Genomic DNA, 16,365 nt, shown 5'->3' with positions numbered 1-16,365 from the left:
GAAGCATGCCCAATAAGAGAGTTATTATGTTTAAAGCACTGAAAGAAAAAGTACTGGAAGCAAACCTCTTGCTACCAAAATATGATTTGGTCACATTTACCTGGGGTAATGTTTCCGAAATTGATCGCGAAAATGGTGTCATTGCGATTAAGCCGTCAGGTGTTGAGTATGATGTTATGAGCGCCGACGATATTGTTATTGTCGACTTAGACGGCCGAGTTCTTGAAGGAGCACTCAACCCATCAAGTGATACGGCAACCCATATAGAGCTATATAAAGCATTCAGCTCCGTTGGCGGTATTGTTCATACCCACTCAAGAAATGCAACGGTATGGGCACAGGCCGGATTAGATATTCCAGCACTGGGTACTACGCATGCTGATTACTTTTATGGTGATATTCCCTGTACCCGTCAGCTAACCCCTACGGAAATTGAAACGGAATACGAAAAAAATACCGGGCTGGTGATCATTGAAGAATTCAGCCGACGAGATATTGATCCCAAGGCAGTACCTAGCGCAATTGTCTCTGGCCATGCGCCTTTCTCATGGGGAAAAAATGCTCATGATGCTGTCCATAATTCGGTGGTACTGGAAGAAGTCGCGGCGATGGCACTAGCAACCCGCTCACTAAATAGCGGAATTAAAGTACAGCAAGAACTATCGGATAAGCATTACAATCGCAAGCATGGTAAGAATGCGTATTATGGGCAGAAATAACAGTTAGATTATTTCTATTCCTTAATGATTTAAGTAAAAAATATATCGTTCTATCTTAGATAGTCTCTAACTATCGACATTATTACGTCGTCATAATGCTGAAAATAAATTTCAATTTGTTATTTGGAAGATGAACCAATCATTATTTGAATAACGTTACTCACTTTAAACTATTGAGAGAAATAATCATGACTAAGCCATTAATCCAAATTGCGCTTGATTCTACCGATCTAGATACAGCCGTATCAGTTGCCAATAATGTCGAGAGCTTCGTTGATGTTATCGAGGTCGGTACTATTCTTGCGTTTGCCGAAGGAATGAAGGCTGTACGAACTCTTCGCGCTAGCCACCCTGATCATATTATTGTCTGCGACATGAAAACCACTGATGGCGGTGCTATTTTGGCGCGTATGGCATTTGAGGCCGGTGCTAACTGGCTTACCGTTTCCGCCGCAGCGCACATTGCAACCATTGAAGCGTGTAAAAAGATTGCAGATGAGCTCGGCGGTGAAATCCAGATCGAGCTATACGGCAACTGGACCCTTGAAGATGCTCAGGCGTGGGTTGATCTTGGCATCAAGCAAGCCATTTACCACCGCTCACGCGATGCTGAACTTGCAGGTGTTAGCTGGACAGACAGCGACATCAATCGTATGCGCGTCCTTTCCGAACTCGGCCTGGAAGTCTCCATCACGGGCGGTATAGTGCCACAGGACATTCATCTGTTTGAGGGGATCAAGGCAAAAACCTTTATCGCAGGCCGTGCATTGGCCAATGATACCGGTAAAGAAACCGCAGAAGCACTGCGCACCGAAATTAATAAATACTGGTAATCAATACTAGCAACAAATAAGAGTGTATCCCCATAGGGGAACACTCTGTAGCACCCTCCTATCTCTTGGCCTGCTCCCACAGGCCTTTTTTATTAAGCAAGAGGCCATCATGCTCGCTGGGATCACTACGTTAAAAAATAATACTTATAACCAAACGCCTGTATCCAAAAACCAGCACCTGCCGATACCGCGCTATAGTATCGGAAAAAATAAATTCGAAACTGAAATGATCCGGTTCTATCGTGCCCGCGACAAGGTTCAATGCCACCTGGAACAACTTAGAGATCAGACGGCCGAAAATAATGACCGAAAGCAAGCCCAAGTATTCGAACTTTATATTCAGCTATTAACCAATCACGACGTTGAAACAGCAACCAATGATGCTGTCGCTGACGGACTTAATATTGAAGCCGCCGCGCTCGATGCATTAGATAAATATACGGATTTGCTAATATTGCTCGATAATAAAAGGTTTGCCCAGCAAGACAGATACATCAAAGAGCTCAATCATAAACTACTGTGGCACCTGGCACAGGTATAAATAAGTTATCCCAAAAAATGATTAACAATGATTGCAGTGACAAATGGGTGATTATGACAGATAACATCACGATGAGACAAATTGAAACTGGTTGAATATAATCTAACGGCTCCCAGATAACTAAAGCCTCACTCAAGAAAAAGGCATCTAAAAACCCACACACGACGGATACTCATTCAACTTTTGCCACTATTATTTATAATAATATCACTTAAGTGATCGCGATCACCTTCATCGCAGGACAAGCGAGATCGTTTCCACAAAAAATCACATGTTGCCTTCTTGTGATTATATGTGATTGTTATGGTAACTCCCGAAACGAAATAGTGACTCGCCGCTGACGCCTTTCGTTTGAGCAGAGAGACGGAGCCTCATAATGGAAACCCTGTACGACATCTTCTATATATTTTATAGCCAGGTGATGACCAAAGCGCCGCTTCTTCTCGGGCTAGTCACATGTATTGGTTACTTCCTGTTAAAACGTAACTACACCACCATTGTACAAGGCACAATCAAAACGATCGTCGGTTTTATGCTGGTACAGGTGGGCGCAGGTACGCTGGTTGCGGGCTTTAAGCCGGTTATCGAGAAGATGTCCGAATACCATAACCTCACCGGCTCGGTCATTGACCCCTACACCACCATGATGGCCACCATGGAAACCATGGGAGAGAACTACTCCTGGGTTGGGTACGCAGTACTGCTGGCCTTGGCAATTAACATTCTGCTCGTGGTCTTCCGTCGTATCACGGGGATCCGCACCATCATGTTGACTGGTCATATTATGTTCCAGCAAACAGGTTTGATTGCGGTCTTTTATTTCATCCTCGGCGCTTCGATGTGGGAAACCATTATCTACTCAGCGGTGTTAATGGCGCTGTACTGGGGCATCTCCTCTAACATTATGTTCAAGCCCACCCAGGAGGTCACCGGAGGAGCCGGCTTCTCTATCGGCCACCAGCAGCAGGTTGCCTCTTGGATTGCCACCAAAGTAGCCCCCAAACTGGGAGACAAAAAAGACAGCGTAGACAAAATCAAGCTGCCTCAATGGCTTCATATCTTCCACGACAGCATTGCTGCTACCGCCATCGTAATGACGGTATTTTTCAGCATCATTCTGCTTTCTTTTGGCCTGGATAAACTGCAAGCCATGGCAGGTAGTACTCACTGGACCATTTACATTTTTGAAACCGGAATGAAATTCGCTGTCGCCATTCAGATAATCGTTGTTGGCGTACGCCTGTTTGTTGCCGAGCTGTCTGAAGCATTCAAGGGGATCTCCGAGCGTGTGATCCCAAATGCCGTCCTGGCGATAGACTGCGCTGCAATTTATGCCTTCTCACCCAATGCCATGGTATTTGGCTTTATGTGGGGGGCCATCGGTCAGTTTACCGCGGTACTGGCCATGCTGGCCTTTGACTCCCCTATCATGATCATTCCCGGCTTTATCCCGATGTTCTTCTCGAACGCCACCATTGGTGTCTTTGCCAATCACTTTGGTGGCTGGAAAGCGGTCATAAAAATCTGCTTTGTCATGGGGATCATCGAAGTCACCGGCTCTGCCTGGGCAATTAACCTATTCGGCCAGCACGGCACTGAATTCAACGGCTGGATGGGAATGGCTGACTGGGCACTGGTCTTCCCACCCATCATGCAGGGGCTCTCCTCTTCATCCCTGTTCTTCTTTCTGTTGCTGGCGCTGGCAGGCATCTATATGTTCTTCGCATCCAAAAAACTTCGCGCCGAAGAAGATGCTGAAGCCGCAATAACCATTAAACCCAACGGCAGTGGTGCACAATTAACTGAAAATACTACGCAGACAGACGTAAACCCAGAAGATCGCGCAGTCCGTATCCTTGCGGTGTGCGGGAATGGCCAGGGTTCCTCCATGATCATGAAGATGAAAATTGGTAATTACCTGGAAAGTATAAATATCCCTCACATAATGGACTCATGTGCAATCGCTGATTACAAATCCAAGTTGGCCAGTACAGACATTATCGTATCTTCAAGGCACCTTGCCGGAGAAATGCAGGTCAGTGAAGGCAAATCTATATTGGGCGTCCGGAACATGCTAGACCCGACTTCCTTTGGCAATGAACTGCTCGATCTTATTAACGACAAATTAAATAGCCGACAGGTGGAAAACCACTTATATAAAAGAGTGAACTTCAGGCAATCGCTCATCGAAAACAATTCAATTATGCTTCAGGCTAATGCCGCCAGCTGGGAACAGGCCATCAAGCTGGGTACCGACATGCTAATTACCTCTGGTGCTGTTGAGCAACGCTATCACGACACGATAATTCGCAGCGTGGAAAAGCTGGGGCCTTACATTGTTATTGCACCCAATTTCGCTATGCCTCATGCCCGCCCGGAAGATGGCGTTAACCGAACTGCCTTTTCCCTCGTGACGTTAAAAGAGCCGGTGTACTTTGAAGGTGAAGCAGAACCGGTTGATGTGATGATTACCCTCGCCGGCAGTTCATCCGATGAACATATGCAAGGCCTGACGGAAGTCACCCGGGTACTGGAAGACGAAGACAGTGAAACAGGCATCGATCTGGATAAGATCCGTGCCTGTCGCAGCAACGAAGATGTCTATGCAGTCATTGATGCCGCTCTTGACGGTGCATAATGTAGATCAGCTATGGGGATTTAAGGCGTTCTCACCAATTTAAAACCGCCTTCTTCTTTCATCACTCGAACATTAAACCCCTTCTCTTTCAACGCGTCATAATTATGTCCAGCAATTGAGGGCCAAACCGCAAGCGCCGACAACCGCGAATCTCCCGTATTCACCAACCGGTGAGCAATAAACCCGCCAATATGATGAATACTCCCCGGAAAGACTTTTTCGACCGTTACGGACCCATTTTGAGCCTGTAGGATAAGCAAGCCCTCTCCCACACTTCCAAAATAGTATTCGGCTTGTTCTATACGCTCATGAAAATGCCCTCGGGTCATGAAAAACTCATCCCCCACACAACCCGCCTCAACATGCGAGACACCGAAATTAAGCTCACCTTCAGCAGATTCTGTTGGCAGCATCTCAACACGATAGACAACGGTGTTTCCCGGTAGCGACTCATAGGCCGCTTGATTGGCAAAAATGCCGTTCAATGCGGATAGCTGTGTTGCTTTCTCGACGAGGTTTTCCGTGCTTATCTTACCTGTCACGTAATTGATGCTGGGGGGTGTTGATACGTCCATATGTTGTCCTTACTTTGCAATTCTGAGCAATTCAGAAAAGGCCAAAAATAGGTGATAGAAAGTACTCGCTGGCGAGTTCTTTTGTAATGGCAGCCCATGGCTATCGAGCTGATCAAACCAAAGCCCCTTTTTCGCCGGATTCAGATAAGCACTGAAAATCGCCTCAACGGCCTGGCAGACACGTTGTTCCCGTTCCGGAGATGGATTGCGCTCCCATAGCGCTATCTGAGCTTTAAGGTATTCGGTTTGGCACCATAACCTGGATGTTGAACGAAATACCTCCCCACTATTTTTCACCTCATCTCGAACCAACCCGTTGTCGTTGTGCCCATACGCCGAGACAAAACGATTCAATTTTGCGATGTAAGCTGACACATCGATCCCTGCCAGCTTTTGATAATGATGTAGCAACCAAATCCATTCGTAATGATGTCCAGGATCAACAAGATTACTTAGGGTGTGTTTAGGAGCTAGCTGGTTATCAAAGAATTCACACAAATACTCATCTTGCATAAAGCGCTCAGAGAACAAGGTAAAAATATTACTTGCACGTTCCAGCCATTGAGCATCATCGGTATGTTCATAGCACACCATCAACGCTTCAAATAAGTGCATGTGTGGATTCTGGCAGCGTAACGAAAGATAATGTGTTGATGAGTAGAACCCACCATTTTCAGCGTCTGCCAATTCACGCTGAAACCATTGATAGATAGCTTCCATTTTATTTAGGCTGGTTTGCTCTTTCGTCAAACGGTAATGCCATGCGTAACCCAATAACGCAAAGGCATGTTCGTAAGCGTTGGCCTCATCATTTTTAATATTCAGCTCATCATCAACCGAAAAAACAAAAGTCTCTCTGTTGGTTTGAAAGCGGGGGAACCCAACATGAACGGCTTGCTCAATCGCTTGGCGAGCATCAACAAAGCCAAGCTCTGTGGCATGCGCATAAACATATAGTTGTCGAGGTTGAACACGAAAGCGGATCACATTTTCTTGGTATACGCGACCATCTTGATAAATGCCTTCGGGGAAAACACCCGCCTTTTCATCAAAAGCGTTTTGCCAACGAGGAAGGGCGTGCTCAGAAAGCCATACCTGACAGCGTTTCGCTTGCTGTTGAATGGTATTCATAATGATATCTCTAAGTTTAGAAGGGAGTAGAGAGAGCCATAGCTCTCTCTTTACTTGCTCGCCTTAAAAGAGGCCAACCGCCACCCCGATGGCAGAGATAACAACCAAAGACAGCATGGCTTTTACCGGGCTCAGGTTTTTCTTCGCCATCGCGTACCAGGTTCCAAGCACAATCACTAGCGGCATCAGCTTAGGAAAAATACCGTCAAGCATCGCCTGAACATTGATATCCACACCATCACTGGTCACAAACTCCAGCCCCGTACCAAGGTTGACATAGCTCGCAGCCACGCCCCCCATGACAAACACCCCCAGCAACGAGAGTGCTTCCCGGATCTTGGTGGATTTGTGGCTTACCAGTACCTCTACTGAGCCCGTCCCCATCTTATACCCCTTCATAAACAAGGTATAAGAGCCGACAATAACGATGGCATTAAAAACAAAGATGTAAAAAAGCGGTCCAAGCATACTGCCACCAGCAGCCAGGGCCATACCGATACTCAGCAAAATAGGAACAAGCATGCCGGGCACCATAGAATCACCAATACCGGCAATCGGCCCCATCAAGCCAACTTTCAACGTATTAATGGTTTCGCCATCAATTGGCTCGCCATTAGCTTTCTTTTCTTCTAGACCCACCGCCATACCGCTGATGATGGCACCAAGCTGTGGCTCAGTATTATAGAAAGAGGAGTGGCGCTTCATTGCCTCCTGACGTTTCTCTTTATTGGGGTATAGCTTTTTCAATGCCGGCATCATTCCAAGGCAAAAACCGAATGACTCCAGACGCTCGAAACTCATTGATGACAGGTTGTACATCATCCATGAACGCCAACATTTAGTGAGATCTTTCTTATCTAACGAGATCTTGGCATTAATATCCGTGTTGAGTTGGTCATGTTTCGTAGTCATTAGAATTCATCCTCATCGTCATCCATCACTTGATTGGGCGTTGCAGTCGCAGGTTGTGGATCCGGCTTGTAGTTGTAATGCAATAGCGCAAACAGCGCCCCGATCATCACAAGGCCAACCATGTTGAGGTTCAAAAAGACAATACCGACAAAACCAACAAGGAAGTAAATCAGCATCGACGTTTCTTTGATAATTTGTTTTAGCAAAATGGCGATACCAACAGCTGGCAAGATGCCGCCGAGTACCGTCATGGTATTGATAACCAGCTCTGGCAAACTTGCCATGAAACCTTCAATGTACTGATTGCCAAAATAGACCGCGATAAAGGTAGGAATGAAGCGCATCAAAAAGTTGGTGATCTGAGGATAAATGGCGGTATTCATATATACCCCCTTGTCATCACCATCATCTACCGACAAGTCGGCACGGTGATTCCAATAAGAGTTCAATACCATCATGAAGTTAAAAATAATGGTGCCAGCAATACCAATCGTTGCCGCAATGGCCACCGCGACTTCGACACCCTGCCCCGACATAATACCGAGAGCAACAGCCGGGTAAGCCACAAAGTTAAGATCGGCAGGCATCGAGCCGCCCGGTGTTACCATCGCAATGTAGACAGCCTGAACAGCCACCCCCACCATGATACCCGTCTGAATATCGCCTAATACTATGCCGACTAGCATTCCGGAAACCAATGGTCGGCTTAAGGTGTACCAGCCACCGGTAAGACCTAGCAACCAAGGCGTTGATAACGCACCGAGATAACACAGTATCCCGATGACGACTGCTTCAAAAAACATAATCTGTTCCTTCTAATCACGTTAAAGAGTTTGAACCGCTATTAATTGTTTATTTTTTTCTGTGCGGTCTCCCAGTTGTAGGCACTGGCATCCGGCACGAGTCGGAAATCAATTTGATGCCCCAATCGAGACAAGTACTCAAAAGCCGCCACTTCGTCCGGATTGACACTCTGATTGTTTCCTATTGTTACTGTTCCTTCTCGGGCACTCATTGGGCCGACATTAATCTTCCCATTGAGGTTGGAAATATCGATACCGGCTTCGCAGATTCTTTGCAGCGTGACCGGCGATTTGGCAATAACAAAATATTTCTTATCACTCGCAATCACTTTCGGCAGTTTGGCAACCGCCGTATCTGCATCGAATAACCAGACTTTCACATCGGTCACCGCTCCCTTCATTACCTGAGAGAGCAATGGGTCAGCAGCGACAGCATCGTCGATGGCAACAATGCCATCACACGGTAACTCTTTCGCCCAGCGGGTCATTAGCTGGCCGTGAATCACCCGATCATCGATTCTTACAAATGAAATAGTCATGCTTGCTCCTTAAAAATCGTCGTCTTGTTCAACACTCACCGGCTTTGCAACCACGATTGTGTTGAGAGCTTCTTGTTGTAATGTCTGCGCAACGGATGCAGGATCTGATTCGTCCACATAATCAGCCGTCATCAGTAACGTCGGAAAATTAATGCCCGTCACTACTTCGACAGGAACAGGGAAACTGTCATCAAATGCGTAGGTACAGGCTATGTTATAAGGGGTGCCGCATTCCAGATCACAGAGCACTACAATGCCCTCGACTTGGCCGGCTATATCTCGAATATCAGTATCAAAATCTTGTTTGAACTGTGCGATACCGCCCTCTTCGGTAAGCGATACACCCGATGTATTTTGAAGTTCACCAAACACCATTTTTGCGCTTGAGATTAGAGCGTCAGCCAGTGGCCCATGAGTTGCGATTAAAAAGTGCAGCATAATTAACCTCTTACGTATGCTTTAATGGTTGCGATTTCTGTCCCCTCACTCGCACCATGCGGCTGAATAATGTATTCACCCACTTGAGCCGGAATGACAAAGGTTTCTGCATAATGAACAACAAATGGAACAAATAGATTGCCCGGGCTCAATACCAGCGCCTCTTTACCTTCAACTAAATTCAGAACATTGACGTTCCCCTCGGTATTGTGACGAACAGGTTGACTGAACCAATGGCGACGCGTTTCGATAAACTCTCGCTCATGGAGTCCCGTCTTCTCTTCACGCCACCCTTCTCCTTCGGCAATAGGCGTAATGGCATTCACCAGATGCTCTGCACACCATTCCGTATTACGATCCCAATCAATGACTTCTTTACCGTGATCAAGATGCACCGGACGAGGCTGACCATCCAACCCAAGACGTTCCCAATCCCAGAGTTTGAATGTGAAAATATACGGCGTGGCACTAATTTCTAATACCATCGAATTCGAACCTGAACAATGAACGGTGCCAGCAGGGATCAAAAAGTGATCATGTTTCTTCGCCGGGAATTGATTGATAAAGCGTTCGTCATCAAAAGGCTTTTCTCCTCGCTGTGCCGCTTCAAGATCGGCCATCATCTCATCGGGTTTAGTGCCCGTTTTCGTGCCCAGATACACACTCGCATCATCGCCGACATCAAGCATGTAATAGCTCTCGTCTTGGGTATAATGCATCCCAAACTCTTGTTGAATATATTCGGTCAGCGGATGTACCTGAAGGCTGAGGTGCTGGCCTTCCATGGTATCGAGGAAATCAAAGCGAATCGGAAATTCCGCCCCAAAGCGGGCATGTACTTCTTCTCCGAGTAATCGCTTGGGTTGAAGTAGCACAAGATCTTGCGAAGGGACTTCAACGGTTACATCATCGTATTTAAGCAAAAGACTATTTTCTTCCGGCACGCAGTCAAAACACCAAGCGTAGTTTGGCTTCGATTCATCTAAAGCACAGACTTCCTTCATCCACTGCCCTCCCCAGACTCCGGGATCGAAAAATGGCACAAGACGAAAAGGCTGCTGCACGGTTTGCTCCAAACCCGCCATGAACGCTTCACCCGTCACCATTTTCGGCATAAATGCAGCGTTGGTATCCAGCAGAAAGTCCGCTTGAGGCAATAATTTCGTTTTATAACGATCGAAGACACGCCACTCAATGAAAAATGCGCGCTTGTAGCGACGCAATACATCTTCATCGGTATTTTCAACACCCCAATTACCCAACTCACCACGACGAAAACGTTGCTGGATCTCCCACCGGGCAAGATCGGCATAGATGAACGTATCACCATCAGCAAATAGCCTTGCCCCATGGCCGTAAACCACAATTAAGCCATCCGTTGCATTTTCAATTTGATGTCTGGTTTCGGCGAGCTTTTCGGCGTCAAAAAACTCATGCAATTTATGCGGCGCAATCACCCCAAATACACGATCATTGGTGATGTTACGCTCTAGCATTTCGAAGATGTGTTCTTCGCCATATTTTGCCTCATCCGTAAAGACTATGTGGCTAGGCTTTAGCGGCATGATGAGCTGATCTAGCAACTCGTTGTGATCAACGCCGTGATACGTATCGACAACCAAAACATGTTTCTGGTTGCCACTCACTCGTTGCTTAACCTGTACAACAATCGCAGCCCAATCTTGCCAAGCTTGATTGGCAAATCCTTTAATTTCCACACAAGGAAATTTGTCATAATTCGAGTTGCCAGCTAGATACTTCATACATCACCCTTGGTTAACCTGTTGGTAATATATTAATCAGCAAGCGTGTTTTTCATCAAATAGGTTAACGTGTTTAACCCTTCATTTATCATTTCATAACCCTTTGAATACGCCAGTTTATCGACATTGGTCACAGTTATTTGCCGTTTTTTTGCTCAAATTAGGTTATACGATTAATCGCATTGTTAACTAAAATGTAGGGACGTTTATGTCAAAGCCTACCATTGCTGATGTGGCCAAATATTGCAGCGTTTCAACTGCAACGGTCTCAATGGTTTTAACCAATAAGGGACGAATTTCAGAAGCGACTCGCTGTAAAGTACTGCAAGCAATTGAAGAACTTGGTTATGTTTATAACCAAGCAGCAGCCAATTTACGGCATAAGAGAAGCAATCTTGTTGGTTTGGTCATTCCGGATATCACCAACCCCTTTTATTCCGAGATGATTGCAGGGCTAAGCCACTACTTAGAACAGCAAAATACGTTACTGTTTTTGGCCAACGCCGAAGAAAATGTAGAGCGCCAGGATAAGTTTATAGACTCGCTAATTAGTCAAAATGCGGGAGGAATGGTGATGTGCCCAGCCACGGATACCAACGTTGACTACCTTAAAACGGTAAGAGGACGAGGCTTCCCTGTCGTGCTTGCCGTCCGGCCTGTCGGTGAAGGGCAATTTGATTTTGTTGGCACCAATAATTTTTTGGGACTACAGATCGCCACCGAGCACTTGATCCAGCTCGGCCATAAACACATTGCCTTTATCGGTGGACAAGAAAGATCCAAAACTCGCTCTCATCGCTTGGGTGGGTACATGTCGAAACTGATGGAGCATGGCATCCCCTTTAATGAGAAATATATTAGCAGCTGTGGAGCCAGCCGGTCTGAAGGCGCTCTCGAAACCAGGAAGATGCTAGAAGAACACCCTCAAATTACCGCGATTATTGGTTATCAAGATATTGTGGCGTTTGGCGTAATGAGGGCTATCAAAGATCTAGGAATGACGGTAGGCAAGGATATTGCTGTTGTTGGCTTTGATGATGTCCCTGAGGCTGCAGATACTTTTCCATCGCTAACAACCGTATCCGTATGTGCCAAGGAGATCGGCCGGGCAGCCGGTGAAATCATTTTAGCCCGCATGAGCGGCAACGAAGAACCGATAAAAAGCCTGATATTCCCACCTAAGCTCATGATAAGACAGTCTTGCTCAAGCTAAACAAAAAATACACACTTTTGGCCTCAAGGGTAGTACGTTCCCAGTATTGATTTTTAACGACGCTGACACGACGTACACCCTCGACAAGCAGATCGGGAATGAGGATCCAAACGACCCCGCTGTACTTTGCAATACGCATTTTTAAGCGCGCGCCGGGCTGAAAACCAGTCATCCGGTTTTGCAATGATCAAATATCCGTTAAAGCGTTTCACTAATTGTGTCCGGTATTCATTGATGAAACGGCTATCAAAATCAATTTCAAAATACTCTAATGCTTGCTCTATTGAGGTAAAGCTAGCAATTGTCTGTTGAATTTCTGTTCGGCTCATAATCTCAATTAGTGGAGGTCTTTCGACCAGTTTAAGAGAACACGGCTGTTCAGTCATTGATGTAGCACGTGCTTCTTGATAACAACAACTTTCATCGTGCCACTCAGAATGCCCAAAAGCTCAGCAATCCCCCGACACACAACAGAACAGTTAATATTTCTATTCCTCCTCGTTCTGTTTGAATATGCCTCTGGTTTCTTCGGGTTGCATGCCGTTCTGCATTTAAGGTATAACGTGGATAATATATCGGGTTCATAGTGCTACCTGCTCCTCTTCACTCTCAATGCTTATTATCTGAGGACTTACAGGAAAAAAGAACGATATGATGTCTACGCATAGTTCCCCTTTTATTTCAATTATCCACCTTCAACGTCTGAAACAGCTGGATGCCGCTTTTGGTACCACGCGCTCTTTCGTTGACATAAACCAATTGGCAGAAGTTTTTGTTTGCTCTGAACGCAATGCCAGTAAACTCATGAATACGTTGGCATCAAAAGGGTATGTATCATGGACACCAGGCCGTGGACGCGGCAATAAATCAGCCATCACTCTCCCCCAGCCTTTTGATGTGTTATTGCTGAAGCAGCTTGAATCGCAAGTACGTACAGGACAAATCAACGAAGCGTTTGCACATGCCGAACACTTCCAAAAACGCACCGTTCTACAAGAAAAGCTCCCCCTTTGGCTGGATGAAACCAAAGCCGAATTATCCAAAGAAAATACACTGTTATATATTGTGTCGTACCATTTCCCTGAATGGCGACCGACACATGCCCTATCTGCCAGTTCAATTCTGTTCTTAGAAGCCGTATTCGATACGCTGGTGCGCTACGACAAAGAGACAGGAAAGATTCACCCTCACTTAGCGCATCACTATTATGATGAAGGGAATCAGTATTTTTTCCGTTTACGTCCAGACGTGTATTTTCATAACGGCGAAAAATTGGAGCCCAAACACGTTAAAGCCTGTTTTGATTACCGGCGAACCACTACGCACCCATACCATATTTTGTTTCGCCACTTAGACAGCATTGAAACAAAAGGAGATTGGGTTATCTTCAACATGAAGCAGATCGACCCCATCTTTCTTCATTTATTAACCGATATCCATAGTGCTGTATTTTACCCCAGTAAAACCGATCAACCTGAGCAAGCCATCGGCACTGGGGCTTACAGCCTCACCCACCGAGAAAGAGAACATTGGGTACTCACAAAAAACACTCAGTACTTTGGTATCGGCGGTTTGATCGAACGTGCTGAATTTTGGTCAACAAAACACACAGATGCGATCCGTTGCGGTCATGTCTACGAAAAATGTCCAGTTCAACCGGAAGATCGAAAAAACGCGAATAAGGTAGAACAACATGCTTGTGCTGCCCTTGAATTTGTCTGCCATCCGAATAGGTTAAGTAGCAGTGAACGCGCATGGCTGGTTAATATAATTCGCCAGTTTACGATCAAAAATAGCTCATCGATTGCACCATTTGCCAATAGCATCATGCCTTATCATCAAGAAAAAGGCTTTCATCTATTTCAACAAACCATGACAAAACCTACTCGACCAATTTCACTCAAATATCGAAAAGGTGATGAGGGAGATATTACTCCTCTCATTCAGTTTCTGGCAGCCGAAGGAATTGAAGTGGAGTGTCATGTAGTGGACAGAATAGGTCATCCGTGGGATCACGGCGACATCGTTGATATCCATTATACGGGCTATGTCTTTGGCAATAATCTTGCCTTTCAGTATTACGAATGGCTATTAACCAGCAATCTGTTTAAGGTGTGTTTAAACGATGACGAGCGCCTTAACCTACTACGGTTCGTTGATCTATTAATGAATGATAGCAACGACATCATAGACTTCATGGACAAATTGTACCGTGCCGAAGATTGGCTGATCCAAAATTGTCATTACGTTCCTCTCTGGCGCGATCATGCTTTCTATAACACCTCAGAGAAACTTCACGGTAAACAAACTGACAATATGGGTGTGATGTCACTATCAAATCTCTGGCTGGAATAATCTGGCCGGAACCGGTCAAGATAGTCAGAATAACGCTTATAAAGCGTTATCAGGAAAAAGCCAAGAGTAAAAAACAAAGAGTAAACCGCCATTTTACAGGCAAAAAAAAACCGCTCAATAAGCGGTTCTTTTTGCCACTGCATAAGCAGTAACTGAAATTAGTAGCCGAAGCTTGTTGGATAGTGAAAGTCTGCGGTGTAAACAGAACGAACATTCCAGAAGTTTGCAGAAACAAAACCTTTCATAATTATCACCTTCTTAATCAATTACTTTTTGGTTGAACATTGTGAGTTCAGTTGATCTCGGTTCCCTGGAGGCGATTAACGGACTCATCCTTTGAGCATTTTCATCACTTCGTCTGAAGATGTAGCCACTATAGCACAGTGAAATTTAGTTACAACAATTATTAGACATAGATCACAAAAAAACCATTAACGTGATCGATATCACCCGCACGACGTAACTCACTTTCACCTGCAATCCCTAAATCTAGAGATACCACTTTAGTCATAATATCAGGCACAAAGAGTTGAAAGGTTCAGTCATTGGTATAGCGGCTTAATAACTATTTTTTCTATAACGAATCCAAAGCATAGGCGTAAAAATAGCCATAATCAGCGCAGCGAAAATCAGGTTGGTAAAATCTAAAGATGAATCAGGTCGAGAGTAAATAAGAAGACTGCTCAGTATACCTCCCAGCCCTACAGCAAAATGCTGTATTGCGTTTTGCATACTAATCAAAAGCATACGTTATTTTAAAACTTGACTTTATACACTTTTTATGAGTCTAAAAAACATTTGGCAAAAAAAATCTCGGTTTTTGTTGAGCACTTACAGCGTCAACCCAATGTAGATAAAAACACATATTCAAAATGACGGTAGCATTAAGATAATTACTCTTTCTTCAGCATTGGCAAAGCAATACCTGCCCCCTTGAATTGTGCTTAACTAAAAACCGCAGAAAAAAAAAGGCGTTAGCAAAATCTACTCAGCTAGCGCCTTAAATAAATAGAACATCATGTTACGTATAACGAACATGTTTAAGTTTAATGATTACGCTTGGTTTGACTCTGCATCAATGTCGCAATCAGTACAACTTTGTAGTGCGATTTCGTGTTCAAAGACTGCTGCATCGTTACCTTCGGCCAGTAGCTCTGCTATTTCATCCGCTACTTCTTGCTCATCTTTCGCTTCAACTTGATTCGCTAGTTCTTCTTCTGAGTAACCGTAGAAATTCAGCAATAAGTAATCACGCGCTTCGTCTTTAGTACAAGTAACGTTCACCGAAAGATCTGGCTCAACGTTGCCTTGCGCGATAATCGCAGCCACTTGCGCTAGAACATCATCTTTCATCGCAGCAGTTAACCAACCAAGATCAGTGCTTACTGTGGTTTTTTTACAGTTAAAACAAGGAAGTTGATGAAAGTAATATTGAAAATCAGTCATAGGTAATTTCTTCTTTGAGTGTTGTATAGCAAGATTATGCGCATTTTCTAACAAAATACTATCTCAATAAACATTGAAGACTGCATTGCTGTGGATGATTTGGGGCGGGGCGCAGAGCGAGGTAACGCTGATCACTCAGCTAATACTAAAAACATGGTTTATAGACTCAGCACTCTCAAGTTAATCTGTAGTGGCCTAAAAGATAAATGTCGGATAGGCGACACTCGTTACCGAGTGCCGCCCTCCTGAGAACCGTACGTGCAACTTTCACTGCATACGGCTCAAGCCTCCACTAAGGCGTATTACGTTACCCAGCAATCACAATGCAGCTAAGGCAGGTTCAAACCATGAGTTTCGTCCCTGTTTCTTAACCTTACGCTCTTTGAGGAAAGGTTCGTAAAAAGGGTCATAAGGCGTGGCCTTACTCATGATTTTTACATGCCTTTTAATCGGCGTTTT

16 protein-coding genes and 1 pseudogene are annotated in these 16,365 nt (G+C 45.0%); 7 read left to right on the top strand and 10 right to left on the bottom strand.

Annotation, left to right across the window (positions count from 1 at the left end; all coding sequences use genetic code 11):
* Nucleotides 1–26 precede the first annotated feature (26 nt).
* From EDI28_RS11150 to EDI28_RS11135, 4 genes are all read left to right on the top strand, one after another.
* Nucleotides 27–719 carry an L-ribulose-5-phosphate 4-epimerase gene (locus EDI28_RS11150; RefSeq protein ID WP_128783954.1) on the top strand — a complete coding sequence of 231 codons (693 nt, stop codon included), beginning with the start codon at nt 27–29 and terminating at the stop codon, nt 717–719.
* 188 nt (nt 720–907) lie between these two features.
* A complete protein-coding gene (locus tag EDI28_RS11145; protein ID WP_128783953.1) occupies nt 908–1,552 on the top strand; it encodes a 3-keto-L-gulonate-6-phosphate decarboxylase UlaD in 645 nt (214 codons plus the stop codon).
* A 109-nt stretch (nt 1,553–1,661) separates the two neighbouring features.
* Complete coding sequence (locus tag EDI28_RS11140) at nt 1,662–2,093, top strand: phosphoenolpyruvate-utilizing N-terminal domain-containing protein (RefSeq protein ID WP_128783952.1); 432 nt, start codon at nt 1,662–1,664, stop codon at nt 2,091–2,093.
* 376 nt (nt 2,094–2,469) lie between these two features.
* Complete coding sequence (locus tag EDI28_RS11135) at nt 2,470–4,731, top strand: PTS ascorbate-specific subunit IIBC (RefSeq protein WP_128783951.1); 2,262 nt, start codon at nt 2,470–2,472, stop codon at nt 4,729–4,731.
* Nucleotides 4,732–4,751: 20 nt separating this feature from the next.
* On the opposite strand, the gene EDI28_RS11130 is transcribed toward EDI28_RS11135, so the two are convergent.
* The 7 genes from EDI28_RS11130 to EDI28_RS11100 form a co-directional block, all read right to left on the bottom strand.
* Nucleotides 4,752–5,306: a glucose-6-phosphate isomerase family protein gene (locus tag EDI28_RS11130; protein WP_128783950.1), complete on the bottom strand. Its 555-nt coding sequence runs from the start codon at nt 5,304–5,306 to the stop codon at nt 4,752–4,754.
* Nucleotides 5,307–5,315: 9 nt separating this feature from the next.
* Entirely contained in the window at nt 5,316–6,437 is a 1,122-nt protein-coding gene (locus EDI28_RS11125; protein WP_128783949.1) for an AGE family epimerase/isomerase, read from the bottom strand.
* Between the two features lie 63 nt (nt 6,438–6,500).
* Complete coding sequence (locus EDI28_RS11120) at nt 6,501–7,349, bottom strand: PTS system mannose/fructose/sorbose family transporter subunit IID (protein WP_128783948.1); 849 nt, start codon at nt 7,347–7,349, stop codon at nt 6,501–6,503.
* Complete coding sequence (locus EDI28_RS11115; RefSeq protein WP_128783947.1) at nt 7,349–8,152, bottom strand: PTS mannose/fructose/sorbose/N-acetylgalactosamine transporter subunit IIC; 804 nt, start codon at nt 8,150–8,152, stop codon at nt 7,349–7,351. Before EDI28_RS11115 ends, EDI28_RS11120 begins: the two co-directional genes overlap by 1 nt.
* 41 nt (nt 8,153–8,193) lie before the next feature.
* Entirely contained in the window at nt 8,194–8,691 is a 498-nt protein-coding gene (locus tag EDI28_RS11110; protein ID WP_128783946.1) for a PTS sugar transporter subunit IIB, read from the bottom strand.
* A gap of 9 nt (nt 8,692–8,700) precedes the next feature.
* A complete protein-coding gene (locus EDI28_RS11105; protein ID WP_128783945.1) occupies nt 8,701–9,129 on the bottom strand; it encodes a PTS sugar transporter subunit IIA in 429 nt (142 codons plus the stop codon).
* Between the two features lie 2 nt (nt 9,130–9,131).
* Nucleotides 9,132–10,892 (bottom strand): class I mannose-6-phosphate isomerase, encoded by a 1,761-nt coding sequence (locus EDI28_RS11100; RefSeq protein WP_128783944.1) that lies wholly within the window; start codon nt 10,890–10,892, stop codon nt 9,132–9,134.
* A gap of 208 nt (nt 10,893–11,100) precedes the next feature.
* Between EDI28_RS11100 and EDI28_RS11095 the strand changes: the two genes are divergently transcribed.
* Nucleotides 11,101–12,105, top strand: a complete 1,005-nt coding sequence (locus tag EDI28_RS11095; protein ID WP_128783943.1) for a LacI family DNA-binding transcriptional regulator — start codon at nt 11,101–11,103, stop codon at nt 12,103–12,105.
* Nucleotides 12,106–12,158: 53 nt separating this feature from the next.
* Here the strand turns inward: EDI28_RS11095 and EDI28_RS11090 are convergent, their stop codons facing one another.
* Nucleotides 12,159–12,434 carry a nitrogenase-stabilizing/protective protein NifW gene (locus EDI28_RS11090; RefSeq protein WP_128783942.1) on the bottom strand — a complete coding sequence of 92 codons (276 nt, stop codon included), beginning with the start codon at nt 12,432–12,434 and terminating at the stop codon, nt 12,159–12,161.
* 322 nt (nt 12,435–12,756) lie between these two features.
* Here EDI28_RS11090 and EDI28_RS11085 point away from each other — a divergent pair, with 322 nt between their 5' ends.
* Complete coding sequence (locus EDI28_RS11085) at nt 12,757–14,460, top strand: SgrR family transcriptional regulator (protein ID WP_128783941.1); 1,704 nt, start codon at nt 12,757–12,759, stop codon at nt 14,458–14,460.
* Nucleotides 14,461–14,618: 158 nt separating this feature from the next.
* Here the strand turns inward: EDI28_RS11085 and vcdP are convergent, their stop codons facing one another.
* On the bottom strand, nt 14,619–14,705 hold the full coding sequence (vcdP, locus tag EDI28_RS28090) for a small protein VcdP (protein ID WP_500048344.1): 87 nt from the start codon (nt 14,703–14,705) through the stop codon (nt 14,619–14,621).
* A 514-nt stretch (nt 14,706–15,219) separates the two neighbouring features.
* On the opposite strand from vcdP, the pseudogene EDI28_RS27325 reads away from it, so the two are divergent.
* A pseudogene (locus EDI28_RS27325) lies at nt 15,220–15,336 on the top strand (LysR family transcriptional regulator); the annotation flags it as partial.
* 177 nt (nt 15,337–15,513) lie between these two features.
* Here EDI28_RS27325 and EDI28_RS11075 read toward each other — a convergent pair.
* Nucleotides 15,514–15,906: a hypothetical protein gene (locus tag EDI28_RS11075; RefSeq protein ID WP_128783940.1), complete on the bottom strand. Its 393-nt coding sequence runs from the start codon at nt 15,904–15,906 to the stop codon at nt 15,514–15,516.
* Between the last annotated feature and the right edge of the window lie 459 nt (nt 15,907–16,365).

The organism is Photobacterium chitinilyticum (genome assembly GCF_004104355.1).
Taxonomy (GTDB): Bacteria; Pseudomonadota; Gammaproteobacteria; order Enterobacterales; family Vibrionaceae; genus Photobacterium; species Photobacterium chitinilyticum.
This window is presented reverse-complemented; position numbering and strand designations above follow the sequence as displayed.